Here is a 25,762-nt window from a genome sequence, read left to right on the forward strand (position 1 = left end):
GTCGCCGCGCGCCGCGACCCGATAGCCTGGACGAAGACATTCAAGTCAACAGGAGAGGCAAGATGACGACCTCAGTTACGTCAGGATCGGCACTCACCGTGGAACACCGCGGTGGAATCGACTTCAAGGTCGCAGACCTGTCACTCGCAGAATTCGGCCGCAAGGAAATACGGCTGGCAGAGCACGAGATGCCCGGCCTGATCGCGCTTCGTCGCGAGTACGCCGACGTTCAGCCGCTCAAGGGCGCACGAGTATCCGGATCGCTGCACATGACCGTGCAGACCGCCGTGTTGATCGAGACGCTGGTGGCACTCGGTGCCGAGGTGCGTTGGGCCTCGTGCAACATCTTCTCCACCCAGGATCACGCAGCCGCGGCCGTCGTCGTCGGCCCGTACGGCACCGTCGAAGAGCCCAAGGGCGTTCCGGTGTTCGCCTGGAAGGGTGAGACCCTCGAGGAGTACTGGTGGGCCGCCGAGCAGATGCTCACCTGGCCCGAGCAGCCTGCCAACATGATCCTCGACGACGGCGGTGACGCCACGATGCTGGTGCTGCGCGGCGCTCAGTTCGAGAAGGCAGGCGTCGTTCCGCCGACCGACGACGACCAGGATTCCGACGAGTACAAGGTGTTCCTCGGCCTGCTGCGTCGCTCCCTCGAGGCGTCGACGACCAAGTGGACCGAGATTGCCGCATCCGTGCAGGGTGTCACCGAGGAGACCACGACCGGTGTGCTGCGGTTGTACCAGTTCGCTGCTGCCGGTGAGCTGTCGTTCCCGGCCATCAACGTCAACGACTCGGTCACCAAGAGCAAGTTCGACAACAAGTACGGCACTCGCCATTCGCTGATCGACGGCATCAACCGTGGCACCGACGTTCTCATCGGCGGCAAGGCCGTGCTGGTCTGTGGCTACGGAGATGTGGGCAAGGGCTGCGCCGAGGCACTCAAGGGCCAGGGCGCTCGCGTGACGGTCACCGAAGCAGATCCCATCAACGCCCTGCAGGCACTGATGGACGGCTTCGACGTGCGCACGGTCGACGAGTTCATCGAGCAGGCCGACATCGTGATCACCTCGACGGGCAACCTCAAGATCATCACGTTCGAGCACATGCGCAAGATGAAGCACCAGACGATCCTGGGCAACATCGGCCACTTCGACAACGAGATCGACATGGCCGGCCTCGAGAAGGCTGCCGACGTCACGCGGATCAACATCAAGCCGCAGGTCGACGAGTTCCAGTTCAAGGACGGGCACTCGATCATCGTGCTGTCCGAGGGCCGTTTGCTGAACCTCGGCAACGCCACCGGTCACCCGTCGTTCGTCATGAGCAACAGCTTCTCCAACCAGGTCATCGCGCAGATCGAACTGTGGACCAAGCCGAGTGAGTACGACAACGAGGTCTACCGGTTGCCCAAGCACCTCGACGAGAAGGTTGCTCGCATCCACGTCGAAGCGCTGGGCGGCTCGATCACCAAGCTCACCAAGGAGCAGGCCGAGTACATCGGCGTCGACGTCGAGGGCCCGTACAAGCCCGAGCACTACCGCTACTGACCGAGAGAGTTCGGTCGTTGGGAAAGCTCTTCGTCATCGAGGGAGTCGACGGAGCGGGCAAGAACACGCTCGCCCGTCGGCTCGTCTCGGCGTGGGAACGCGACGGCCTGGCCGTCGTCAGGGTCGGGTTTCCCCGGTACGGCAGGTCGGTTCATGCCGATCTGGCGGCCGAGGCGCTGCAGGGGGAACACGGAGACACCGCGGGCAGCGTGCACGCCATGGCGCTGCTGTTCGCACTCGACCGCAAGGATGCGGCCGACGAGATCCGAAACTTGTTGTCCCGCAACGATATCGTGTTGCTGGACCGGTACGTGGCGTCCAACGCCGCCTACACCGCGGCGCGGTTGGAGCAGTCCGTCGACGGAGCGGCCGTCGAGTGGATCCGGTCACTCGAATTCGAGCGGTTCGGTGCGCCCGTTCCGGACGTGCAGGTGCTGCTGGACGTACCGGTGGCTCTCGCTGCGGAGCGCGCCGCCGCGCGTGAGAGTGCGGACGCCGCGCGCACCCGGGATGCCTACGAACGCGACGGCTCGCTGCAGACCCGGACCTCGGCCATCTACGGCCGTCTCGCAGAAACGAACTGGGCGTCGCCCTGGCGAGTCGTGCGCGCCGACGTCGACCCCGATCGACTCGCCGCCGACATGTTCAATCAGCCATCCGCCGAGCCGAAAGTGACACGATAGAGCCATGAAGCCTCGGATTCTGGTTGTGGACGACGATTCGGCTCTGGCGGAGATGCTCACCATCGTGTTGCGCGGTGAGGGATTCGAGCCGTTCGTCGTCGGAGACGGCACCCAAGCGCTGGCGGCCGTCCGCGAGAATCGACCCGATCTGGTGTTGCTCGACCTGATGCTTCCCGGAATGAACGGCATCGACGTCTGTCGCGTGCTGCGAGCCGACTCGGGCGTCCCGATCGTCATGCTGACGGCCAAGACCGACACCGTCGATGTGGTGCTCGGTCTCGAATCCGGGGCCGACGACTACATCATGAAGCCCTTCAAGCCGAAGGAGCTGGTGGCACGCGTCCGGGCACGACTGCGTCGAACCGAGGACGAGCCGGCCGAGCTGTTGTCGATCGCCGACATCGTCATCGACGTCCCCGCCCACAAGGTCAGCCGCGGCGACGAGCTGGTCTCGCTCACTCCGCTCGAATTCGATCTGCTGGTCGCCTTGGCTCGCAAGCCGCGTCAGGTGTTCACCCGTGAGGTTCTGCTCGAACAGGTATGGGGCTACCGGCACGCCGCCGACACCCGCCTGGTCAACGTCCACGTTCAGCGTCTGCGCGCCAAGGTCGAGAAGGATCCGGAGAACCCGGAGGTGGTGTTGACCGTGAGGGGGGTCGGGTACAAGGCCGGACCGCCGTGATCGGTTTTTCCCACTCTCGGCGACGAATCAACGGCAAGTTCTCCCCGCTCCTGCGTTGGTTCAGGTCGCTGAGCACATCGCTGGGCCACGCCTGGCGAAGGTCACTGCAACTGCGCGTGGTCGTCTCGACCCTGACGTTGTCGCTCGTGGTGATCCTGATTCTCGGCGTCGTTCTGACCAGCCAGATCACCGATCGGTTGCTCGAAGCGAAGCTGTCCGCAGCCACCGAGGAACTCGACCGCTCGCGCACCACGGTGGAGGGCAACCTCGCCGGTGCCGATGATTCGAGCGGCCTGTCCACCCGTCTCGAACGGGCGAGAGCAGCGTTGACGAACCAGGACCTCGACGCCGCGTCGACCACCGGGTCGGCAGGGTCCTTCGACCCTGTTCTGATCGTCGAGGGCGACGCGACCCGCGCGGAAGCGTCGGTCGGTCCGGTCGACCAGATACCGGCCAGCTTGCGCGACTTCGTCAAGAAGGGCCTGATCAGCTCGCAGTACGCCACCGTGACCGACAGTGACGGCGGATATTCCGGATCGGCGCTCATCATGGGGTCGCCCACCGGGTCCGACATATCGGCGCTGCAGCTGTATCTCATCTTCCCGCTCGCCAGCGAAGACCGGACGCTCTCCCTGGTCCGCGGCACGCTGTTCATCGGGGCCGTGGTGCTGCTGGTACTCCTCGCGGCGATCGCGATGCTCGTCGCGCGGCAGGTGGTGCTACCCATTCGATCCGCGTCCCGCATCGCAGTACGTTTCGCCGACGGCAGGCTCAAGGAGCGAATGCCGGTTCGCGGTGAGGACGACATGGCGAGGCTGGCGATGTCGTTCAACGAGATGGCCGAAAGTCTGTCCAAACAGATCACCCAGCTCGAGGAATTCGGAAACCTGCAGCGCCGGTTCACCTCCGACGTCAGCCACGAACTACGAACTCCGCTCACCACCGTGCGGATGGCCGCGGATCTCATTCACGACGCCAGTGACGATCTCGAACCTGCCCTCAAGCGTTCCTCCGAGCTGTTGGTCAACGAGCTGGACCGCTTCGAGACGTTGCTCGGTGATCTGCTCGAAATCAGCCGCCACGACGCCGGTGTCGCCGAACTGGCTGCCGAGCAGCTCGACCTTAGGATGTGTGCACGCGCGGCGGTCTCCACGGTGCGTCACCTCGCCCGCGAAACCGGCACCGAGGTGATCGTCGACATGCCCGAGACGGCGGTCATCGCCGAGGTGGACCCGCGGCGCGTCGAACGTATCCTGCGCAACCTTCTGGCCAACGCCCTCGATCACGGGGAAGGCAAGCCGGTGCTGCTGCGCCTGAGATCGGATGCCGACGCGGCAGCCTTCGTGGTGCGCGACCAAGGAATCGGTCTGCGCCCCGGCGAGGAGAAGCTGGTGTTCAATCGGTTCTGGCGCTCGGACCCCTCCCGCGTCCGGCGCTCCGGCGGTACCGGCCTCGGGTTGGCGATCAGTGTCGAGGACGCCCGGCTGCACGACGGTAAGCTCGAGGCGTGGGGTGCAGTCGGCGAAGGCGCATGTTTCCGGCTCACGGTGCCACTGGTCCGTGGTCACAAGGTGATCGGCTCACCTCTGCCGTTGAAGCCGAGCACCAAGAAATACGCTCAGGGACAACCGATCCCGGCTATCGGTGCGCAGCGGGCCGCGTCGGAGTCGTCGACGTGATTCGCTCGTCTCGTCGGCTGTCTCGCTCGGTTGCAGTCTGCGCCCTGATCGCCGCCCTCGTCTCCGGTTGTGCCAGCCTGCCCGAGTCCTCGAGCCCCCAGGCCATCGGCACGTTGACCGACGGTGCCGCGCCGACCAGCGCCCCGGCCCCCGAACCCGGACGTGAGCCCGACCGGCTGCTCGACGACTTCTTCGAGGCCAGCGCAGTGTCGGCCAACCGCCACCAGGCCGCCCGACAGTTCCTGACCGAGGACGCGTCGAACACGTGGGACGACGGCGCTCGTACCGTCGTCGCAGATCGGATCGACACCCTGTCGGGGCCCCGAACTGCAGACTCTGCGCAATTCACGATTCGGTCGACGACAGCGGGAATCCTGGCTCCCGGCGGGGAATATCAGGCCGGATCGGACACCTTCGACATCGCGATCGACATGACGCGCGTCGACGGCCAATGGCGCATCTCGAAGCTGCCACCGGGTGTGGTCATCGATCGCTCGGCGTTCATGGACACCTATCAGCAGCGATCCATCTACTTCGTCGATCCGCTCGGTGGGGTGTTGGTGCCGGATGTTCGGTGGACGAGCGGGTCGCAGGATCAGCTCGCAAACCAGCTCGTGCAGCTGTTGATCGATGGACCCAAGTCCGCGCTGTCCGCAGCGGTGAGCAACGAATTGTCCGACGACGTCAGTATCCGGGGGCCCATCACCAAGGCCGACGGACAGACCACACAGGTCGGAGTCGGTCTCGGCGGCATCAGAATCGACTTCGGTGGTTTGCAGAACAAGGGCGACCGCGACCGAGAATTGCTTGCCGCACAGGTGATCTGGACTCTGGCCTCGGCGGAGGTGGCCGGGCCGTACGTGCTGCTCGCCGACGGACAACCCATCGACACGACCAAGCCGGACGGGTGGACGACGGCCGGGGTCGACTCCTTCGATCCACAGAGCTCCACCAACGAATCGGTCGGCCTGCACGCACTGGCCTCCGGTCGACTGCTCCACGTCGAGGAATCCGCGACCACACCCGCCCCCGGGTACTTCGGGCAGGCACGGAATCTGCGCTCGGTGGCCTTGTCGAACGACGGAACACTCGTGGCCGGCGTTGCGGACACCGGTAGACCCGCTCCGGCACCGTCGAGCACATTGATGGTCGGTAGCTACGACGGTGGCGCGTTCCCGGTGGCCGAGGGGCAGTCGATCACGCGTCCGACATGGGGAGCCGATGACAACGCCGCCTGGGCGGTCATCGACGGCACCAACGTCATTCGCGCTGCCCGTGACCCCTCGACCGGTCAGGTATCGGTCATACCGGTCGATGCCCGCGCGGTCACCACCCTGGGAACTCGCATCACCGAACTCCGGCTGGCCCGCGACGGCGTTCGGGCCGCACTCATCGTCGACGGCGTGGTGTACGTGGCCACCGTGGTACGCGATCCGTCGGGCGTCTATTCGCTGACGGCCCCGCGCGCGGTTGCGATCGGACTCGGCAGTGACGCCACCAGCCTGGACTGGAGCACCGGCGAGGCCATCGTGATCGCACGGGTTGCCACCGATACACCGGTGGTCCAGGTGACGGTCGACGGCTCGAGGATGGACGCCCTGCCGTCGCGCAATCTCACCAATCCTGTTCTGGCGGTCGATGCGTCGCCGGAGACCGAGTACGTTGCCGACGCTCGCGCCGTGTTCGCACTCAACAACGCCGATCCGGTCGGCGACAGGTACTGGCGCGAGGTCACCGGCCTGGCCGGGGTGAAGGCCGTCCCGATCCTGCCCGGCTGACGTCCGGCGGGTGTCGGTGGCTACCGGCACACTTCACGATCATGAGAACGCTTCTCGACCTCGTCCTGCCCCTCGAATGTGCCGGGTGTGGGGTGCCGGGGGAGCAGTGGTGTCGCCGTTGTGAACAGGCGCTGTCGGTGCCGCCTGTCCGGGTGCGTCCGCGGGTCGATCCGGGGGTGCCCTGCTGGGCGCTGGGCACGTACACCGGTCCTCGGCGCAACGGGGTGATCGCACTGAAGGAACGGGGCCGACGGGCCGTGTCCGTGCCGTTCGGGCGGGCGCTGGCCGGTGCGGTGCACCAACTGCGTGCTGCGGGCGAGATCGATCCACCCGAGCTGAGTCACCTCGTTCTGGTGTGCGCTCCGTCCCGGGCGCGCGCAGCGCGAGTCCGAGGGGGTGATCCGGTGCTGCGGTGTGCGAGGAACGCAGCGACCGAGTTGGCACCGGAGCGAGTATCGGTTCCCCAGCTGCTGAAGATGGCCGGGGGAGTGCGGGATTCGGTCGGGCTCTCGGCAGGTCAGCGTCAACACAACGTGGCGGGCCGGATCGAACTGATCGGACAGTCGCGCCAGGGTATCGGCCGGCCGCGGCCGCGAACCGACGAACTGACCGTTCTTCTCGTCGACGACGTGGTGACCACCGGGGCGACCCTGGCCGAATGTGCAAGAGTGCTTACCGATTTCGGGATCTCGTTGGCCGGTGCGATCGTGGTGGCCAGCGCGTGAACGCGAGTCGACGAGACACGCCGACAACCAATTCGGGGTGAACGGTGGCACACGCGTCGATGACCGACTAACGTCGCGGACACGCTCCATCACGACGGAGCGGACCGGTAGAACGACCCGTAGAAACACGGACGTGAGGTGATGCCCCGGACTCGAGATGCCGGAAGGTTCCCCATTCGGCATGCACACCTGCCACGTCCAACAGTGGGCGTGGCCGATATCGGGAGGTACACGTGACGACCCCTTCACAAGCCTCGGTTTTCTTCGACGAGAAGCCTTCGGAAGAACCCGCCAAGAGCAATGCCGACGTTGTGGTCAAGGGCCGCAACGTCGAGATACCGGACCATTTTCGGATATACGTGTCCGAGAAACTGGCTCGCCTCGAGCGCTTCGACCCCTCCATCTACCTGTTCGATGTCGAACTGCAGCACGAACGAAATCGCCGTCAGGCCAAAGCATGTCAACGCGTGGAGATCACCGCGAAGGGCAAAGGCCCGGTCGTTCGTGCCGAAGCGTGCGCAGACAGTTTCTATGCCGCACTCGAAGCAGTGACCTCGAAACTCGAAAGCAGACTCAGGCGTACCAAGGATCGGCGCAAGGTCCACTACGGCGAGAAGAGACCCGTATCCGTCGCCGAGGCCACCGCAGAACTTGCCGAAGACGACACACTTGCGCTCGATCCCGAGACCAAGCTGGATTCGTTCGAGGACGATCAGACCGGCCCCGGGCACATTGTTCGCACGAAGGTTCACTCGGCGGCACCGATGAGCGTCGACGATGCGCTGTACGAGATGGAACTGGTCGGCCACGACTTCTTCCTGTTTCACGACAGCGCCACCGACCGGCCTTCCGTGGTGTATCGACGGCACGCCTTTGACTATGGCCTGATCAGGCTCACCTGACCGAGCGTGACGGCGAACGGGTCGTTCGCCGTCCGTGAAATATCCGACCACTGCAGGCTCGACGCCGGAAGACACGATCCCCACGTCGAGCCTGCAGTGCTGTGTCGGGGTTGTCCGAATGGTGGCGTGGTGTCGCTCGGGACCGACAGTGGGACTGCCGTACCCACAGCGAGACCGCCTACCATGGACGCGTTCGGGTTACTGCCGCGCGGACGTCACGGTGACGAACCCGTGCGCTCGTGCAGGTAGCAGTAACGCGTCGACTAACAGATTTGTTCGTGTCAGTACCCGTGAACCGAGGATCGAGGACGAGAAAACCCGTGCCGTCGCTGTCGTTTTCCAAGCTGCTCCGTGTTGGTGAAGGTCGCATGGTCAAGCGGCTCAAGAACATCGCTGACCACGTCTCGACCCTGTCTTCGGACGTCGAGAGTCTCTCCGACGACGAACTGCGGGGTAAGACCGCCGAGTTCAAGGAGAGGTATTCGTCCGGGGAGACCTTGGATCAGTTGCTGCCCGAGGCATTCGCGGTCGCCCGTGAGGCATCGTGGCGGGTGCTGTCCCAGAGGCACTTCGACGTGCAGGTGATGGGCGGAGCCGCCCTGCACTTCGGCAACATCGCCGAGATGAAGACCGGCGAGGGCAAGACCCTGACGTGTGTTCTGCCTGCTTATCTCAACGCCATCTCCGGCGACGGTGTGCACGTGGTGACGGTCAACGATTACCTCGCCAAGCGTGACTCGGAGTGGATGGGCCGTGTGCACCGCTTCCTGGGTCTGTCGGTGGACGTCATCCTGTCCGGGATGACGCCGGTCGAGCGCCGTGCAGCGTATGCCGCCGACATCACCTACGGCACCAACAACGAGTTCGGGTTCGACTACCTACGCGACAACATGACGCACTCGCTCGACGATCTGGTGCAGCGCGGACACAACTTCGCCGTGGTCGACGAGGTCGACTCGATCCTCATCGACGAGGCGCGAACCCCACTGATCATCTCGGGCCCCGCCGACGCGTCGAGCAAGTGGTACGGCGAGTTCGCCCGGATCGCCCCCATGCTGAAGGTCGACACCCACTACGAGGTCGATATCCGCAAGCGCACCATCGGTGTGCACGAGGCCGGCGTCGAGCTGGTCGAGGATCAGCTCGGTATCGACAACCTGTACGAGGCGGCCAACTCGCCTCTGGTGAACTACCTGAACAACGCTATCAAGGCCAAAGAGCTCTACACCAAGGACAAGGACTACATCGTCCGCGACGGCGAGGTCATCATCGTCGACGAGTTCACCGGTCGCATCCTGGTGGGACGCCGCTACAACGAGGGCATGCACCAGGCGATCGAGGCCAAGGAGAAGGTGGAGATCAAGGCCGAGAACCAGACCCTCGCCACGATCACTCTGCAGAACTACTTCCGCCTGTACGACAAGCTCTCCGGCATGACCGGTACGGCCGAGACCGAGGCCGCGGAGCTGCATCAGATCTACGGATTGGGCGTCATTCCGATCCCGACGAACCGCCCGATGGTCCGCGTCGACAACGGCGACCTGATCTACAAGACGGAAGAAGCCAAGTTCGACGCGGTGGTCGACGATGTCGTCGAGCGGCACGAGAAGGGCCAGCCGGTTCTCATCGGCACCACGAGCGTGGAACGGTCGGAGTATCTGTCGAAGCAGTTCACCAAGCGCGGCGTCGCGCACAACGTGCTCAATGCGAAGTTCCACGAGCAGGAAGCGACGATCATCGCCGAGGCCGGGCGACAGGGCGCGGTGACGGTGGCGACCAACATGGCCGGCCGTGGCACCGACGTCGTGCTCGGCGGCAACCCGGACATCCTCGCCGACCTGAAGCTGCGTAAGCAGGGCTTGGACCCGGTGGAGACTCCCGAGGAGTACGAGGCCGCCTGGGAGCCTGCTCTGGAAGAGGTCAAGGCACAGGTCAAGGCCGACGCGGACACCGTGCGCGAGGCCGGTGGCCTGTACGTTCTCGGAACCGAGCGCCACGACTCACGTCGTATCGACAACCAGCTCAGAGGGCGCTCCGGTCGTCAGGGTGATCCGGGCGAATCGCGGTTCTACCTTTCGCTCGGCGACGAGTTGATGCGTCGATTCAACGGCGGCGCACTCGAATCGATCATGACTCGGCTCAACTTGCCCGACGACGTCCCGATCGAGGCCAAGATGGTGTCCAAGGCCATCAAGAGCGCACAGACCCAGGTCGAGCAGCAGAACTTCGAGATCCGCAAGAACGTCCTCAAGTACGACGAGGTGATGAACCAGCAGCGCACCGTAATCTACGAGGAGCGCAGGCGCATCCTCGAAGGTGCCGACATGGAGGGCCAGGTCGAGGGCATGATCACCGACGTGATCACCGCCTACGTCGATGGTGCGACGAGCGAGGGCTACGTCGAGGACTGGGATCTGGAGCAGTTGTGGACGGCTCTGAAGACTCTGTATCCGGTCGGTATCGACCACAAGGTTCTCTCGGGCGAGAACGAGGACGGCGAGAAGGGTGACCTGAGCCGCGACGAGCTGCGCGAGGCGCTGCTCGAGGACGCCCGCTCGGCCTACGCCGCTCGCGAGGCCGAGATCGACGGCATCGCAGGCGAGAACGGAATGCGGGAGCTCGAACGTCGGGTTCTGCTGTCCGTCCTCGATCGCAAGTGGCGCGAGCATCTCTACGAGATGGACTACCTCAAGGAGGGCATCGGACTGCGTGCGATGGCCCAGCGAGATCCACTGGTCGAGTACCAGCGGGAGGGCTACGACATGTTCCAGGGCATGCTCGACGGCCTCAAAGAGGAGTCGGTGGGCTTTCTGTTCAACCTCCAGGTCGAGGCGACCCCTGCCCCGGCAGGTCCGGCCGCGTCCGCCGGTCTCGCGGTTGCCCCCGGGTTGGCCTCACCCGTCGGATCCGGTCGCCCGGCAGCTGCGGCAACGTCGGCACCTGCAACCACGGGCGATCGGCCTGCGGCCAAGGCGGCCCCGGCCCCTGCCGCTCCAGCTCAGGCAGCTCCCACAGCTCTGCGTGCCAAAGGACTCGACGAGCGGGACGAACAGAGATTGACGTTCTCCGGCCCGGCCGAGGGGGGCGGTACGGCTGTGCAGCGGTCGGATGCTGCAGCGAGCGCGGAGTCGGCGGCCGAGGGAACCCGACGCGAGCGTCGCGAAGCAGCGCGAGCGCAGAGCAAAGCACCGAAGAAGTCGGCGCGCTCCAAGCGCAAGAAGTAGTCGGCCGGGTCGATCCGGCGCGACCTAGCCGGGCGACCCGTGTCCTCAACCCACTCGCAACGAGGTGACCGTCCATCCTGGCCGCCGTGGGTCGACCGCCTGCTCGATTCGGCCCGCGAAGGCGAAGGTGCGTGGGCCGCGGGTGTACGAGCCGAATATCTCGGCCGACGTGTCCGATCTATAGGCGACGTGCACGCGACGCACCGCGGCGAATCCGAGTCGCCGTCCCGGTGGGGGCGTGCGGACGATGGTGCGAATCAGGTCGATCACGGGCGCAGTGAACAACGAGGACAGTTGCTCGGCACTGCGCCTGCGGTCGATCACCTCGATGAGCAACCGCATGGCGCGTTCGGCGCTCGCCCGCGCATCGGCGGGCACCACTTGCACGATCGGTCGATGGGGTGCCTCGGCCCGGCGGCGGGGGCGAGTGCTGCGTACCGATGCCGGATGGCGTTCCGGTGGCCTTTGCGGGCTCTCACCCCGTCCCCAGGTGTGCACCGCGCCTGCCGAGAGTAGCGGCTCGAACTGGGTCGGCCGCGACAGAAAGCAATGGTGCTCGGCGCGCAGCCGAGAGTCCGCCGGCGACGGTATCGGGCTGTCGTCCCCGGTGTCCGGCGGATCGTTGGATTCGATGACGCTCACACCGACATTGACGGTCGCGATCGAATTTCGGTTCCCGAGATCGGCGACACGTCGGTGCCCACCCGGCACTGGGACTCACGTCGCGAACCCACGTACTCTGAGTTCGAGCACACCGTGCAACAGGCGGTATCGATCGGGGCGCACCACGTGCGAGGACGGGGACCGAGACACGCGATGGCGACCAGACTGACGGCGCAGGATGCGTCGTTCTACTTTCTCGAGGCCGGCAGCAGTCCCATGCACCTCGGCTCGCTCGCCGTCTTTCGGACCCCGCGGAGCGGTTTCAGTTACGACCGACTGCTGTCGTTGGTCGAACAGCGACTGATGCTGGTTCCGCGCTACCGGCAGAAGGTCCGCGAAGTCGCGTTCGGTTTGGCGCGGCCGGTCTGGGTGGACGACGCGGATTTCGACATCACCTATCACATCCGTCGTTCGGCACTACCCAAGCCGGGGACGGACGATCAGTTGCACGACCTGATCGCGCGACTGACCTCACGGCCGCTCGATCGCACCCGACCGTTGTGGGAGATGTACCTGGTCGAGGGCCTCGCGAAGAATCGTTTCGCCATCTTCACCAAGTCTCATTCGGCCCTCGTCGACGGCGAAAATGCGCTCGACATCGGTCAGGTCATTCTGGACGCGAGCAAGAACCCCGCGCCGATGGCCGAGGAGCTGTGGATGCCTGCCCGTGAGCCCAAGGACTCGGTGTTGGTGCTCGACGCGCTCACCGAACTGGTGGTGCGTCCGGGCGAGAGCATCGAGACGTTGCGCGGCGCGGTCAACGGGGTTGCCGGTCTCGCGGGCGACGCATTGCGCGCCGCGGGCAAGGTCGCGGCCGTGCTGCGTACCGCGACACAGAGCGCCCCGTCCAGCCCACTGAACGCGCCGATCTCACGAAATCGTCGGTTCGCCGTGGCCAAGACCGAGCTGGCCGATTACCGCAGGATCCACGACAGATTCGACTGCTCGATCAACGACGTCGTGCTCGCAGTCGTCACCGGCGCGCTGCGAAATTGGTTGCTCTCGCGCGGCGAACCCGTCACGGCATCGTCCACGGTGCGGGCCATGGTGCCGATGTCGGTGTACGTCTCGTCCGATCGCGTCGGCTTCGGTGAGGGCAGTGACATGTCCGGTGGGCCGGCCGAGGACGATCGCAGCGAGGTGTCCTCGTTCCTCGTCGACCTCCCGGTGGGGGAGTCGAACGCCGTCGTTCGGCTGTCTCACATCGCGCACGCGACCGAGGCCCATTCTCATCAGAGCCGCGGTGTGACGGCTCAAACGCTGATGCGGATCAGTGGGTTCGCTCCGGCGAGCCTGCATGCCATGGGTGCGCGGGCGGGTAGCCGACTCTCGCAACGAGTGTTCAACCTGATCGTCACGAACGCGCCGGGCCCGCAGTTTCCGCTGTACGTCGGTGGTGCCCGGATGCTCGAGATGTACCCGGTGTCGCCGCTGTTCGAGAATCAGGCGTTGAGTATCGGGCTGACGTCGTACGACGGTTTCGTGTTCTTCGGGCTCAACGCCGACCGCGGAGCGATGCCCGATGTGGATGTGGTGACAGCGCTACTGCACGAGGCGCTGGAAGAGTTGGTCGACGCCAGCAACGAATCGAGAGTGTGAGGTCTTCTGCAATGCGTGTCTACGTTCCGGCGACACTGGAATTCTTGAAAGTGCTCGCAGCCGAGGGCGAGTTCAGTCCGGTCTCGCGCACCGCATTCGCGGTGACGCCCACCTTGCGTGAGGCGTACTCGTCGGGCGACGACGAGGAGTTGTCCGAGGTCGCGATGGGGGAGGCCGCGCGTGCCTCGCTGCGCCTGATCGCCGCGGCCGTCGACGACGAGGCGGACACGGGGACGGTGGCCGACGGCGTGGTCTACCGACGGGCGGTGATTGCCGCAGACGTCGACGATCCCACCCTGCGTCCCGATCTCGACGACGCTGTGGTTCGGCTGAAGGAACCGCTGCGAATGGATCAGGTCGCGTCGGTGCACGTCGATCTGGAAGGGGCCGAGGAAGCAGTTGCCAAGGCTGTCTCCGCCGTGGACGCAGCGGACATGGGCGACGCCGATGCAGAATTCGTTCTCGGTGATGCCGAAGACCACACGCTGGCGTGGTACGCCCCCCAGGAACTACCGTTTCTGCTCGATCTGCTGTGATCCTGCTCTCGGCCACGACCTGGCGATATCCACGGTTGGGCTGCCTGCAGAGGTGACCAGGGGACTCAACCTACGGTAGCGTAACCTCGATGCCCGCACGCGGTTCGGTACGACGATCGAGGGGATGGGGAACACCCGATGGATCTGAAGAAGTGGTTGGAGGCCCCGGTGGCCGGTGTCTCGGCACCCAAGCGGCCGAGGCTGAACATGCTGCGTGGTGCTTTCACCCGCATCACCACTCCCTTGCTGCCAGACGACTACTTGCACCTCGCCAACCCGTTGTGGTCGGCCCGTGAACTGCGCGGCCGCGTCGTACGCGTCGAGAAGGAAACCGCTACCGCGGTGACACTGGTGATCCAGCCCGGGTGGGGCTTCAATTTCGATTATCAGCCGGGTCAGTACATCGGAATCGGACTGCATCTCGGCGGTCGGTGGCACTGGCGCTCGTATTCACTGACCTCGCCGCCGAACTGGGAAGACAAGCTGATCTCCATCACCGTCAAGGCGATGCCCGAAGGGTTCCTGTCGTCACATCTGGTGGGCGGCGTGCCGCAGGGGACCATCGTGCGACTGGCGGCACCGAAGGGCAATTTCGCACTGCCCGTTCCGCCGCCCGCCAAGATTCTCTTCGTCACCGCAGGTAGCGGCATCACCCCGGTCATCTCGATGCTCAGAGCACTCGATCGCCACGGCGACATGCCCGATACCGTGCATATCCACTCGGCCCCCACCGAGGACGAGGTGATGTTCGCGGCCGAACTTGCAGCCCTCGAGAAGTCGCATCCCGAGTTCACCTCTCACGTGCAGCTGACGCGTTCCGACGGCAAGTTCGCTCTGTCCTCGCTCGACGAGCTCTACCCCGACTGGCGTACCCGCGACACCTGGGCCTGCGGTCCCGCGGCACTGCTCGAGGAAATCGAGAAGACGTGGAAGCGCGAGGGCATCGAGCACAAGCTGCACCTCGAGCGGTTCGAGATCTCGCGCGCCGATACGTCCGGTTCCGGCGGAACCGTCACGTTCTCCAAGTCCGACAAGAAAGCGGCGGCGGACGGGGCGACCACGCTGCTCGAAGCGGGCGAAAATGTGGGTGTTCGGATGCCGTTCGGCTGCCGTATGGGTATCTGCCAGACGTGTGTGGTGCCGTTGACCGCAGGGCATGTGATCGACCTGCGTTCCGGTAAGGAACACAGCGAGGGTGACCGCGTCCAGACGTGCATTTCCGCGGCCGCGGGCGACTGCACATTGGAACTGTAGGTCTGTTTTTCGCACACTGCATTCTCAGGCTGCTGGGTTACGCTCACGTAGGTTGCCCACGCTGAACCCCGGTATTTCGGGCGCCGCACACAACTGTTGGAGGACCCGGTGGCCATCACCGACATCAAAGAGTTCGCTCACCTGACCGAAGAAGACATGGAAGCGTTCGGGCGCGAACTGGACGCCATTCGCCGCGACGTCGAGGACAGTCGCGGTGAACGCGATGCCGCATACATCCGCCGGACCATCCGAGCTCAGCGCATGCTCGAGCTCGGCGGACGCGCCGTGCTGCTCGGCAGCAAGTACCGGCCGGCATGGCTCGTGGGGACCGCGATGCTCAGCGTCGCCAAGATCATCGAGAACATGGAACTCGGCCACAACGTGATGCACGGCCAGTGGGACTGGATGAACGATCCGGAAATTCACTCCACCTCGTGGGAGTGGGACCAGACCGGACCGTCGGAGCAGTGGAAGCGGGCGCACAACTACTCGCACCACACGTACACCAACATCGTCGGAATGGACGACGACATCGGGTTCGGCATCCTACGGATGACCCGCGACGAGCCGTGGAAGCCGATCAACCTCGTTCAGCCGCTCGCCAACATCGTGCTGGCGACGACGTTCGAGTGGGGCATCGCGCTGCACGACTACGACGCTCAGAAGCAGCTCGACGGGGACCACGAAAAGGGCCTCTTCAAGTCACCGGCGGCCCGCGCTTTCGCGCGCAAGATCGCCAAGCAGGTCGGGAAGGACTTCGTCCTGTTCCCCGCCCTGTCCGGCCCGGCGTGGAAGTCCACGTTGACCGCCAATGCCACGGCCAACCTGGTTCGAAACCTCTGGGCCTACGCCGTGATCTTCTGCGGTCACTTCCCCGACGGTGCCGAGAAGTTCACGATCGGTCAGTTCGAGAACGAGACCCGTCCCGAGTGGTACCTGCGGCAGATGCTCGGTAGTGCCAACTTCGAGGCCGGCCCCGTCATGGCGTTCATGAGCGGAAACCTCTGCTACCAGATCGAGCACCACATGTTCCCGGACCTGCCGAGCAATCGGTACTCGGAGATCGCAGAGAAGGTGCACGCGCTGTGCGACAAGTACGACCTGCCGTACACGACAGGGTCGCTCGGTAAGCAGTACCTGTTGGCACTGCGGACCATCCACAAGCTGTCGCTGCCCGACAAGTGGTTGCGCGCAACCTCGGACAACGCGCCCGAGACATCGTCGGAGCGGCGTTGGCGCGTCGGCGATTCTCCGACCGTGCACGCACTTCGGATCGACCCGCTCACCGGCCAGCGCCGTGGACTGCGCTCGGCGATGCAGGAGGCGCGAGGAGCTCTGCGCAACGCGAAGAAAGAAGCCAAACGACAGGCGAAGGCGCTCCGGCGATCGGACGTCACCGCCTGATTGTGAATCGTCACACAGATTCGCGCCCGTAACCTACGCGACCGTAAGTTACGATACGGTAGGTGACGGAAATGCACACGGCTCACTACCGCACGCTGTGTGTTCACAACTGCCAGGAGGCTGTTTCCCATGGCGATTTCGGACATCAAGGAATACGCGCATCTGACCGACGCCGACATCGAAGCACTGGGCCACGAGCTCGATGCGATTCGGCGAGACATCGAGGCGTCCCGTGGTGAACGCGACGCCCGGTACGTGAAGAACACGATTCGGCTGCAACGCTCGCTCGACATCGGCGGACGTGCAGTCCTGTTCGCCAGTCGCCGCCGCCCGGCATGGCTGGTCGGCACCGCCATGCTCGGGGTCGCGAAGATCATCGAGAACATGGAGCTCGGCCACAACGTCATGCACGGCCAGTGGGACTGGATGAACGATCCGGAGATCCACTCCACCTCGTGGGAGTGGGACAACACCGGGCCCTCGGCGCACTGGAAGCAGACGCACAACTACATCCACCACAAGTACACCAACGTGTTGGGCATGGACGACGACGTGGGTTACGGCCTGCTGCGCGTCACCCGCGACCAGCGTTGGAAGCCGTTCAACATCGGCAACCCGGTCTACAACCTGTTGCTGCAGCTGTTCTTCGAGTACGGCGTGGCGCTGCAGCACCTGGAACTGGGCAAGGTGGCCAAGGGCCGCGTCCCACGTGAGGAATTCGAGCAGAAGCGTCGCGAGGTCCTCGAAAAGGTCGGCAAGCAGATGGGCAAGGACTACGTCCTGCATCCACTGCTCACCGGACCTGCCTGGAAGAGCACGCTGACGGCGAACATCGTCGCCAACATGATGCGCAACGTGTGGACCAACACCGTCATCTTCTGCGGGCACTTCCCCGACGGTGCCGAGAAGTTCACCAAGTCGGACATGGAAGGCGAAACGCAGGGGCAGTGGTACCTGCGTCAGATGCTGGGCAGCGCGAACTTCAACGCCGGTCCGGTCATGGAGTTCATGAGCGGCAATCTCTGCTACCAGATCGAGCATCACCTGTTCCCCGATCTACCCAGCAATCGTCTGCGAGAGATCAAGGTTCGGGTTCTCGAGCTCGCGGAGAAGTACGACCTGCCGTACACGACCGGTTCGATCGTGCACCAGTACTTCCTGTCGTGGCGAACCATCGCCAAGCTGTCGCTTCCGAACAAGTACTTGAAGGCGACCAGCGACGACGCGCCGGAAACCGCGTCCGAGCGTAAATGGGAACAGGCACCTGCAGGTCTGTTCGCCGTCGACCCCGACACCGGAAAGCGGCGTGGCCTTCGGACCGCGATCGCAGAAACCAAGAAGCGCAAGGGGATTCGCAGACTGGTCGGCAAAGCAGCCTGACCGACTCCGATTTCGAGCAGCGAAGCCTGGTACAGACCCCGTGGGTCTCTACCAGGTTTCGTTCGTTCGGACCGCTTCCAGCAGGAGCCGTACGGCAGCCACCCGTCGTGCTGCATCCCCGGTGAGCGTGTCGAGAGCGCACTCGGGATCTGCCGGCGGACCCAGGTGAGTGCAGCCGCGGGGGCAGTCCTCGATGGTCTCGGCGAGGTCGGAGAATGCGGCCACGACGTTCTCCGGCGAGATGTGCGCCAATCCGAACGATCGGATGCCGGGAGTGTCGACCACCCATCCGCCGCCCGGTAGCGGCAGCGCCACCGACTGCGTCGACGTATGGCGGCCCTTGCCGACGCCCGAGACCACCCCGGTCGCGCGATAGGCGTCGGGCACCAGTCTGTTGACGAGCGTCGACTTGCCGACACCGGAGTGTCCGATGAGCGCGGTGACCTTGTTCGTCAGCATGGCGGTCAGTTCGGTCAGGTCCTCGGACTGGCCCGCCAGTACCACCGGGACGTCCAGATCGGCGAACGACGCGGTGAACTCGTCGGGTGCAGCGAGATCGCTCTTGGTCAGGCACAGCACCGGTTCGAGCCCGCCGACATACGCTGCGACGAGAGCGCGCTCGACGAAGCCGGTGCGGGGAGGTGGATCGGCGAGCGCTGCGACGATGAGCAGTCGGTCGGCGTTGGCCACCACGACGCGTTCGAACGGGTCGGTGTCGTCCGCGGTGCGGCGCAGCACCGTTCGCCGCTCGGCCACGCGCACGATTCGGGCCAGAGTGTCGACCTTGCCCGACAGATCTCCGACGATGCCGACCTCGTCGCCCACCACGATCGGGGTTCGACCCAGCTCGCGGGCCCGCATCGTCACGACCGGCCGAGACGGGTCACCATCGAGTACGCAGCCCCAGCGGCCGCGGTCCACGGACACCACCATGCCGGCTTCGGCGTCGTTGTGTTCGGGTCGAGTCTTGGTGCGCGGACGAGAACTCTTGCCCGGCCGGATGCGGACGTCGGACTCGTCGTAGCGGCGCGCGGTCAGGATCCGACCCCGCTGGGTGTGGAAGCGGACAACATCGTGTCCCACAGGTTCTCGAAGCCGGGGAGAGTCTTGGCAGTGGTGCCGATGTCGTCGACCTCGACGCCCGGGACGCGGAGCCCGACGATCGCGCCGGCAGTGGCCATGCGGTGGTCGGCGTAGGAGTGCCAGGTGCCGCCGTGCAGCGGTGCGGGATCGATGCGAATGCCGTCGTCGGTTTCGACTGCTCGCCCGCCGAGGCGCACTATCTCGGTCGTCAGTGCGGCCAGTCGGTCGGTCTCGTGACCGCGTAGGTGGGCGATGCCGCGCAGGATGGACGGCCCCTCGGCCAGGGTGGCGAGCGCTGCGACGGTGGGGGTCAGCTCGCCGACGTCGTGCAGATCGAAGTCGATGCCACGCAACGTGTTCGGACCTTCGACGGTCAGCACCCCTGCGCGTAGTTCGACCACCGCGCCCATCTGCGTGAGGATCTCGCGGAACACATCGCCGGGTTGAGTCGTCGACTCAGGCCAATTCGGCACTCGCACAACACCTTCGGTGACAGCGGCGGCAGCGAGGAACGGGGTGGCGTTCGAGAGGTCCGGCTCGATGCTCCAATCGACGGGGGTCACCGAACCGGGATGCACGCGCCAGGTGTTCGCGTCTCCGCTCGATTCCGGGGTGTCGACTCGGACACCCGCACGGCGCAGCATCTCCACGGTCATGTCGATGTGCGGCATGGACGGGACGGGCTTACCGATGTGATGGATCTCGATTCCCTCGTCGAACGCCGCGGCCGAGAGCATCAGACCCGAGACGAACTGCGACGACCCCGAGGCGTCGATCTCGACGGATCCACCACGCAGCGAACCGGTACCGCGCATCGTGAACGGCAGCGCGCTGCCGTCGACGTCGGCGCCCACAGCGCGCAGTGCGTCGAGGATGGTGTCGAGCGGCCGGATGCGAGCCTGCTCGTCTCCGTCGAAGGACACCACGCCGTCGGCGAGCGCGGCCAGGGGCGGGACGAAACGCATGACCGTTCCGGCCAGGCCGCACTCGACGGATCCACCGTGCAGCGTTCCCGGCGTCACACGGAGAGACGTCGGATCGTTGCGGTCGGCGGCCACCTGCACGCCCAGTGTCTCCAGAGCATGGATCATCAAGTCGGTGTCGCGGCTGCGAAGCGCGCCGGTGACGGTCGACGGGCCGGATGCGAGCGAGGCGATGATCAGCGCGCGATTGGTGATCGACTTCGATCCGGGCAGAGTGACTGTCGCGTCGATGGGTCCATCGGCGGCGGGGGCTGTCCAAGTGCTCACTGGTCCATCTTCGCTCATCGGTGGTCAGTGTGCGGCGATGGGCGCGGTGACGGCGCGCGTGAGGCGAATGAGATCGGCCGGAGCGAGTTCGATCTCCAGGCCACGGCGACCCCCGCTGCACAGCACACGGTCGAACTCGAGTGCCGAGTCGTCGATGACGGTGGGCAGGGATCTACGTTGGCCGAGCGGCGAAATTCCGCCGAACACGTAGCCGGACGACCGTTCGGCGTCAGCTCTGTCGGCCATCGCGACCTTCCGTGTGTCCAGAGCGGCTGCTGCCGCTTTCAACGAGAGCATTCCGGTGACGGGGACCACCGCGACGGCCAGCGAACGATCTGCGCGTTCGACGACCAGGGTCTTGAACACCTGCTCCGGGCGCACGCCGAGGCGCTCGCCCAGAATCTCGGCGGCCTCGCTGCCGAACGACTGCGTGCGCGAATCGTGCTCGTAGGTGTGCACGGTATGCGCCACCTTCCGTGCGGTGAGCAGCGCAAGAGCGGGAGTCGACGCAGCCATTCGTCGGACTCTATCGACTGCGGCGGGAACACCGCGGCGCGCGGCAGTGTTGTGACAGGGCAGATACGGATGCAGGCGGAAGGAATGACGAATGGCAGTGCTGACCGCGGGACGTCCCTTGGCGATCAAGGGGGTGATCTCGTCGCAGAAGCCGACTTCGGGCGCGGTAGCCTGGGTGGTGGAAGCTACCGAAGGGATCAGCGTGACAGAAGCCAGGACTCCCACCGAAGCGGACGAGAAGGCGATCGCCGAGCAGCGGGCAGCCGAAACCGAGGCCCAGCTGACCGAACGCTTCGAGCGTGACGCGTTGCCGATGCTCGACCAGCTGTACGGTGCCGCGCTGCGGATGACGCGCAACCCCGCAGATGCCGAGGACCTGGTGCAGGAGACGTTCGTGAAGGCCTACTCGGCGTTCCGGTCGTTCCGTGAGGGCACGAACCTGAAGGCGTGGCTCTACCGAATCCTGACCAACACCTACATCAACTCCTATCGCAAGAAGCAGCGTCAGCCTGCGCAGTACCCGACCGACGAGATCAGTGACTGGCAGCTCGCCGCGACCGCTGAACACACGTCCACCGGACTGCGCTCGGCCGAGGTCGAGGCGCTGGACGCACTGCCGGACGACGACATCAAGGCCGCTCTGCAGTCGTTGCCCGAGGAATTCCGGATGGCGGTGTACTACGCCGACGTCGAGGGTTTCCCGTACAAGGAAATCGCGGAGATCATGGGAACGCCCATCGGAACGGTGATGTCGCGCTTGCATCGTGGGCGTAAGCAACTTCGAGGTTTGCTGGCGGGTGTGGCCCGCGACCGTGGATTCAACCGGGACGGCGCAGTCGACCGGCACGAGCAGGAGGTAGTCCAGTGACGCGCACCGGTGATTCCGGCGATGACATCATCGGCGGCGGTTCTGTGGGCGACGGCGGAGCCGACGCCGAATTCGAGCGACTGGATTGCTCGGCCGTGATCGCGGACGTATGGATCATGTTGGACAACGAGTGCGACGAGGCCAGCAGGCGACGGTTGCAGAAGCACATCGACGAGTGCGGATCGTGCTTCGAGGCGTACGGCATCGAGGAGAAGGTCAAGCGGCTGATCTCCCGTAAATGTGGCGGAGATCAAGCGCCCGCCGGGCTTCGCGAGCGACTCAGCGTGAAAATCCGACGTACGGTGCTGACCCGTAGCGTCGACTCCGAATAACCTGATCGTACCGACGACGAAGGGCCGAGAAGCAGTGCTTCTCGGCCCTTCGTGGCTGGTGGCAGAACGTCAGCTGTTGGGACGTTTGCCGTGGTTGGCCTTGTTGCCCTTACGAGCACGCTTCTTACGTCCACGCTTTCCCATGATGGGCTCCTCTCGTTTGTTCACTACAGTCTCCCACGTGTGATTGGCTTACTGTGACGGGCATGGTCTCCGGTGTGTGCCCGCCGCGGTTCGAGGTGTCGTGAGAGAGGGGTTCGCCGGTGTCCGAGGATGTTCGTGCGGAGATGGTGTCGACGGTGTTTCAGGTGGTCGTGGCCCGCGGTGATGCCGTCGAGGTCGGTGACACGTTGGTCGTGCTGGAGTCGATGAAGATGGAGATTCCCGTGCTCGCCGAGACCGCAGGCACCGTCACGTCCGTGGACGTCGCAGTGGGGGATGTCATTCAACAGGGCGATCTCATCGCTGTGGTGTCCTGACCGACGGCTGCGTGAGAACCCGTGTCGACCCTCAGTGACCTGCTGGCCGAACACACCGATCTGCCCGGTGCCGCGGTGGACCATCTGCAGCGCGTCGTAGGGGAGTGGCAGCTCCTGGCCGACCTGTCGTTCGCGGACGTGTTGCTCTGGGTCGGTACCGACGATGTCTCGGACGGGTCGGCGGACGTGCTGTGTGTCGCCCAGTGCAGACCCACCACCGCGCCGACGGTGTTCACCCACGACATCGTGGGGACGACCATCTCCGAGTCCGAGCACCCCGAAGTGCTCGTCGCGTTGCAACAGCGAAAGATCGTGCAGGGTGGTGTTCTGACCCGCAGCGAGAGCATTCCTGTGCGGTGTGGAGAGCACGTCATCGCCGTGCTGACCCGCGACACCAATCCGGCCCAGCTTCGTCCGCCGAGTGCGCTCGAGGTCGCGTATCGGGAATGCGCGGACGATCTGTGCCTGATGATCAGTGAGGGAACGTTTCCGACGCCGGAGGAGCGAACCGACGTCAACTCGTCGCCGCGGGCCGGCGACGGCTTCATTCGCATCGATACCGAGGGACGGGTGGATTACGCGAGCCCCAATGCGCTGTCGGCGTACCACCGGATGGGTTTGACGACGGAACTGTCGGGCCGTGACCTCGCGTCGGTGACGCGGTCTCTGGTGACCGACCCGTTCGATTCGCAAGAAGTGGCCGACCATATCCGGTCGTCACTGTCCGGCAACGTCGGGCACCGAATGGAAGTGGACGCCCGCGGCGCGACGGTTCTGGTGCGCACGTTGGCACTGCAGCCGCACGGTCGATCCGCGGGCGCAGCCGTACTCGTCCGAGACGTCACCGAGGTGAAGCGCCGCGACCGTGCGCTGCTCAGCAAGGACGCGACGATCCGCGAAATCCACCATCGAGTGAAGAACAACCTGCAGACCGTGGCGGCTCTGCTGAGACTGCAGTCGCGTCGGCTCGAGAACGAGGAAGCTCGCACCGCGTTGTCCGAATCCGTTCGCCGCGTGACGTCCATCGCGCTGGTGCACGAGATGCTGTCGATGTCGGTCGACGAAGAAGTGGATCTCGACGAGATAGTCGACCGGTTGGTGCCGATCATGCTCGACATCGCCACCGTCAACCCTCGGGTGCGGGTGGTCCGAGACGGCCAACTCGGTGTCTTCTCCGCCGAGCGGGCGACGCCGCTGGTGATGGTGTTGGCCGAGCTGGTGCAGAACGCGATGGAGCACGGGTTCGACGCCGGATCGGTCGGCGTGGTGCGCATCGGTGCCGACCGTTCGTCGAAATGGCTCGACGTCGTCATCCACGACGACGGCCGCGGATTGCCCGCAGGGTTCTCGTTGGAGCGTTCGGACGGACTGGGGCTCCAGATCGTGCGCACTCTGGTGTCGGTCGAACTGAACGGTTCTCTGGGCCTGCATCCGGCTCCTGGAGGTGGCACCGACGCCATGCTGCGAGTGCCACTGGGCCGTCGGGTGCCGCGAGCCTGACGGGCCGCTCGTGAACAGTGCGTTACGAACCGGCCGCACTGTGACGTGAGAACGCCCGATCTGTGGTAGCGCCGCTATGCAGTTCGACATGCAGAAGGCCCGGTATCCGCTGAGCGGATACCGGGCCTACCGAGTGTTGTGTGTCTGCGTCCTAGACGGAGCTACGTGCGCGCGTACGTGCGTTGCGTCGCTTGAGTGCACGGCGCTCGTCTTCGCTCATTGCGCCCCATACTCCTGCGTCCTGGCCGGATTCGAGTGCCCAGGACAGGCATTCTGCGGTGACGGGGCACCGAGTACAGACGACTTTGGCATCGGCGATCTGCGCGAGCGCCGGACCACTGTTTCCCACCGGGAAAAATAGTTCCGGATCTTCATCGCGACAAATTGCCTTGTGGCGCCAGTCCATCCTCTGCTCCTTACCGGGCGCCGAAGCGCCGTTTCGTTTCTCTTCTGTTTCACGAGTGGGTAACCAATGTTTCCGCACTGTTGCTTGTGAATGCTTTCACGAACTCAGGTGAAGTCAAGGGATACGCGCGTGACCGTGGTCAAGCTCACTCTGTTAGGCTCGCTTTAGCCTTCTGCGCTCCTTTGTACCCCGACTCGGCAGATATTGCTCGTGATTTCGCAGGAAATTGCCCATCGAGCATCTTCGCGCGCAGGTCACAGTGGGTCTCACGTGACGGGCGCGACAACATCCAATGCGTCGGGAGTCGAGAAGAACTCCGCCTCGGTGCGTTCACCCAGGTAGTCCCCGTCCATCTGCAGCCCCATCGGTTCTGTAGACGTAATTCGAACACTCGGGACGTCGTCGACTCGAATCAACTTGCGAGACTTCGGTTCTGCACCTTTGGCCAGCAGCTGACGCGACACCCGAAGCGTGGGGAACAGTGCCGTCGAGCGCATCGCGAACACACCGAGACCCGAATCGAAAGCGGTCCCGGGATTGGTATGGACCGGACGATCGTTCAAGAAGGTCCACGGACTCGAGTTCGACACGAACGCATAGTGCACGTTCTCGAACGGATCCCGCCCGGGAACCTCCATCGTCAACTGCGCCGGACGACGCTTGTGCTTGAAGAACTCCTGCACCGAGAACCGGAGATAACGCGTCGCCGACACGGGCGTACCGTCCTTCCGGCTCGCATCGATGGCCCGACACACTTCCGCGTCCAAACCCATCCCGGCATTGAACGTGAACCACCGGTTGTCGCAATGCCCCAGACCGACCGTCCTCCGCGCCCGCGCGTCCAGCAGACCGATCAACTGATTCGTGGCCGCTACCGGGTCCGCCTCGATTCCGAGAGAGCGCGCGAACACATTCGCACTACCACCGGGAACGACCGCAATAGGCGGAATCGCGCCGATCGTCACCGCCTGCATCGACGTCGGCAACGGAACCCCGAGCAGACCGTTGATGACCTCGTTCACCGTGCCGTCACCCCCGTGAACGATCACCAGGCCGACCCCGTCCTCACGGGCACCCCGAGCCAACTCCGACGCATGATCACGATGCGTCGTCTGCGCCACCGTCACGCGCAACCGACTCGACAATGCATGAGCCAACAGATCCCGAGCTGCAGCCGTCGTAGAAGTCGCATTGGGATTGACGATCAGCAGCGCACGCACAGGAACAAACACTAACCGGGTGGCTCGGCGGACTCCACCGGCACCACCCGGG

At 64.8% G+C, this 25,762-nt stretch carries 23 protein-coding genes; 17 read left to right on the forward strand and 6 right to left on the reverse strand.

Annotated features, from left to right (window positions below):
- The first annotated feature begins 62 nt into the window (after positions 1–62).
- The 8 genes from ahcY (at position 63) to secA (ending at position 11,220) form a co-directional block, all read left to right on the forward strand.
- Positions 63–1,547 carry an adenosylhomocysteinase gene (gene ahcY / locus AB0P23_RS14740; protein WP_363797994.1) on the forward strand — a complete coding sequence of 495 codons (1,485 nt, stop codon included), beginning with the start codon at positions 63–65 and terminating at the stop codon, positions 1,545–1,547.
- A gap of 17 nt (positions 1,548–1,564) precedes the next feature.
- Entirely contained in the window at positions 1,565–2,230 is a 666-nt protein-coding gene (locus AB0P23_RS14745) for a dTMP kinase (protein WP_283541562.1), read from the forward strand.
- 4 nt (positions 2,231–2,234) lie between these two features.
- Positions 2,235–2,912, forward strand: a complete 678-nt coding sequence (mtrA, locus tag AB0P23_RS14750; RefSeq protein ID WP_027496508.1) for an MtrAB system response regulator MtrA — start codon at positions 2,235–2,237, stop codon at positions 2,910–2,912.
- Positions 2,909–4,591, forward strand: a complete 1,683-nt coding sequence (gene mtrB, locus AB0P23_RS14755; RefSeq protein ID WP_032366296.1) for an MtrAB system histidine kinase MtrB — start codon at positions 2,909–2,911, stop codon at positions 4,589–4,591. The genes mtrA and mtrB overlap by 4 nt, the downstream gene beginning before the upstream one ends.
- 17 nt (positions 4,592–4,608) lie before the next feature.
- Positions 4,609–6,369, forward strand: a complete 1,761-nt coding sequence (lpqB, locus tag AB0P23_RS14760) for an MtrAB system accessory lipoprotein LpqB (protein WP_155289465.1) — start codon at positions 4,609–4,611, stop codon at positions 6,367–6,369.
- Between the two features lie 41 nt (positions 6,370–6,410).
- On the forward strand, positions 6,411–7,094 hold the full coding sequence (locus AB0P23_RS14765) for a ComF family protein (protein ID WP_027496510.1): 684 nt from the start codon (positions 6,411–6,413) through the stop codon (positions 7,092–7,094).
- Positions 7,095–7,327: 233 nt separating this feature from the next.
- Complete coding sequence (gene raiA / locus AB0P23_RS14770) at positions 7,328–7,996, forward strand: ribosome-associated translation inhibitor RaiA (RefSeq protein ID WP_027496511.1); 669 nt, start codon at positions 7,328–7,330, stop codon at positions 7,994–7,996.
- 320 nt (positions 7,997–8,316) lie between these two features.
- On the forward strand, positions 8,317–11,220 hold the full coding sequence (secA, locus tag AB0P23_RS14775) for a preprotein translocase subunit SecA (RefSeq protein WP_032372695.1): 2,904 nt from the start codon (positions 8,317–8,319) through the stop codon (positions 11,218–11,220).
- Positions 11,221–11,265: 45 nt separating this feature from the next.
- On the opposite strand, the gene AB0P23_RS14780 is transcribed toward secA, so the two are convergent.
- Positions 11,266–11,862: an Rv3235 family protein gene (locus AB0P23_RS14780; RefSeq protein WP_363797997.1), complete on the reverse strand. Its 597-nt coding sequence runs from the start codon at positions 11,860–11,862 to the stop codon at positions 11,266–11,268.
- Between the two features lie 174 nt (positions 11,863–12,036).
- Between AB0P23_RS14780 and AB0P23_RS14785 the strand changes: the two genes are divergently transcribed.
- The 5 genes from AB0P23_RS14785 to AB0P23_RS14805 all read left to right on the forward strand — a co-directional run bounded on the left by AB0P23_RS14785 (position 12,037) and on the right by AB0P23_RS14805 (position 18,056).
- Positions 12,037–13,482 carry a wax ester/triacylglycerol synthase family O-acyltransferase gene (locus AB0P23_RS14785; RefSeq protein WP_032401426.1) on the forward strand — a complete coding sequence of 482 codons (1,446 nt, stop codon included), beginning with the start codon at positions 12,037–12,039 and terminating at the stop codon, positions 13,480–13,482.
- Positions 13,483–13,493: 11 nt separating this feature from the next.
- Positions 13,494–14,018, forward strand: coding sequence for a hypothetical protein (locus AB0P23_RS14790; protein ID WP_032366300.1), 525 nt, complete (start codon positions 13,494–13,496; stop codon positions 14,016–14,018).
- A 138-nt stretch (positions 14,019–14,156) separates the two neighbouring features.
- A complete protein-coding gene (locus tag AB0P23_RS14795; RefSeq protein ID WP_027496515.1) occupies positions 14,157–15,272 on the forward strand; it encodes a ferredoxin reductase in 1,116 nt (371 codons plus the stop codon).
- A 108-nt stretch (positions 15,273–15,380) separates the two neighbouring features.
- The gene (locus tag AB0P23_RS14800; protein ID WP_032370714.1) at positions 15,381–16,676 is read left to right on the forward strand and encodes a fatty acid desaturase; all 1,296 of its coding nucleotides are present in this window, start codon (positions 15,381–15,383) and stop codon (positions 16,674–16,676) included.
- A 129-nt stretch (positions 16,677–16,805) separates the two neighbouring features.
- Complete coding sequence (locus tag AB0P23_RS14805; RefSeq protein ID WP_032370715.1) at positions 16,806–18,056, forward strand: fatty acid desaturase; 1,251 nt, start codon at positions 16,806–16,808, stop codon at positions 18,054–18,056.
- A 48-nt stretch (positions 18,057–18,104) separates the two neighbouring features.
- Here the strand turns inward: AB0P23_RS14805 and rsgA are convergent, their stop codons facing one another.
- Genes rsgA through ybaK form a run of 3 tightly spaced genes read right to left on the reverse strand, consistent with a single transcriptional unit; the run spans position 18,105 to position 20,905 of the window.
- On the reverse strand, positions 18,105–19,139 hold the full coding sequence (gene rsgA / locus AB0P23_RS14810) for a ribosome small subunit-dependent GTPase A (RefSeq protein WP_176457065.1): 1,035 nt from the start codon (positions 19,137–19,139) through the stop codon (positions 18,105–18,107).
- Positions 19,091–20,407, reverse strand: a complete 1,317-nt coding sequence (aroA, locus tag AB0P23_RS14815; RefSeq protein ID WP_032366303.1) for a 3-phosphoshikimate 1-carboxyvinyltransferase — start codon at positions 20,405–20,407, stop codon at positions 19,091–19,093. The genes rsgA and aroA overlap by 49 nt, the downstream gene beginning before the upstream one ends.
- A gap of 6 nt (positions 20,408–20,413) precedes the next feature.
- Entirely contained in the window at positions 20,414–20,905 is a 492-nt protein-coding gene (ybaK, locus tag AB0P23_RS14820) for a Cys-tRNA(Pro) deacylase (protein WP_363798000.1), read from the reverse strand.
- Between the two features lie 91 nt (positions 20,906–20,996).
- Here ybaK and AB0P23_RS14825 point away from each other — a divergent pair, with 91 nt between their 5' ends.
- The 4 genes from AB0P23_RS14825 to AB0P23_RS14840 all read left to right on the forward strand — a co-directional run bounded on the left by AB0P23_RS14825 (position 20,997) and on the right by AB0P23_RS14840 (position 24,084).
- Positions 20,997–21,773, forward strand: a complete 777-nt coding sequence (locus AB0P23_RS14825; RefSeq protein ID WP_027496521.1) for a sigma-70 family RNA polymerase sigma factor — start codon at positions 20,997–20,999, stop codon at positions 21,771–21,773.
- Positions 21,774–21,817: 44 nt separating this feature from the next.
- A complete protein-coding gene (gene rsrA / locus AB0P23_RS14830) occupies positions 21,818–22,105 on the forward strand; it encodes a mycothiol system anti-sigma-R factor (RefSeq protein ID WP_363798044.1) in 288 nt (95 codons plus the stop codon).
- Between the two features lie 263 nt (positions 22,106–22,368).
- The gene (locus AB0P23_RS14835; protein WP_027496523.1) at positions 22,369–22,584 is read left to right on the forward strand and encodes a biotin/lipoyl-binding carrier protein; all 216 of its coding nucleotides are present in this window, start codon (positions 22,369–22,371) and stop codon (positions 22,582–22,584) included.
- Positions 22,585–22,605: 21 nt separating this feature from the next.
- A complete protein-coding gene (locus AB0P23_RS14840) occupies positions 22,606–24,084 on the forward strand; it encodes a PAS domain-containing sensor histidine kinase (protein ID WP_027496524.1) in 1,479 nt (492 codons plus the stop codon).
- 151 nt (positions 24,085–24,235) lie between these two features.
- On the opposite strand, the gene AB0P23_RS14845 is transcribed toward AB0P23_RS14840, so the two are convergent.
- Positions 24,236–24,490: a WhiB family transcriptional regulator gene (locus AB0P23_RS14845; RefSeq protein ID WP_032366305.1), complete on the reverse strand. Its 255-nt coding sequence runs from the start codon at positions 24,488–24,490 to the stop codon at positions 24,236–24,238.
- Positions 24,491–24,756: 266 nt separating this feature from the next.
- Positions 24,757–25,710: a diacylglycerol kinase family protein gene (locus tag AB0P23_RS14850; RefSeq protein ID WP_363798002.1), complete on the reverse strand. Its 954-nt coding sequence runs from the start codon at positions 25,708–25,710 to the stop codon at positions 24,757–24,759.
- Positions 25,711–25,762: the final 52 nt, after the last annotated feature.

The organism is Rhodococcus sp. NPDC077669 (assembly GCF_040686915.1).
Classification (GTDB): Bacteria; Actinomycetota; Actinomycetes; order Mycobacteriales; family Mycobacteriaceae; genus Rhodococcoides; species Rhodococcoides fascians.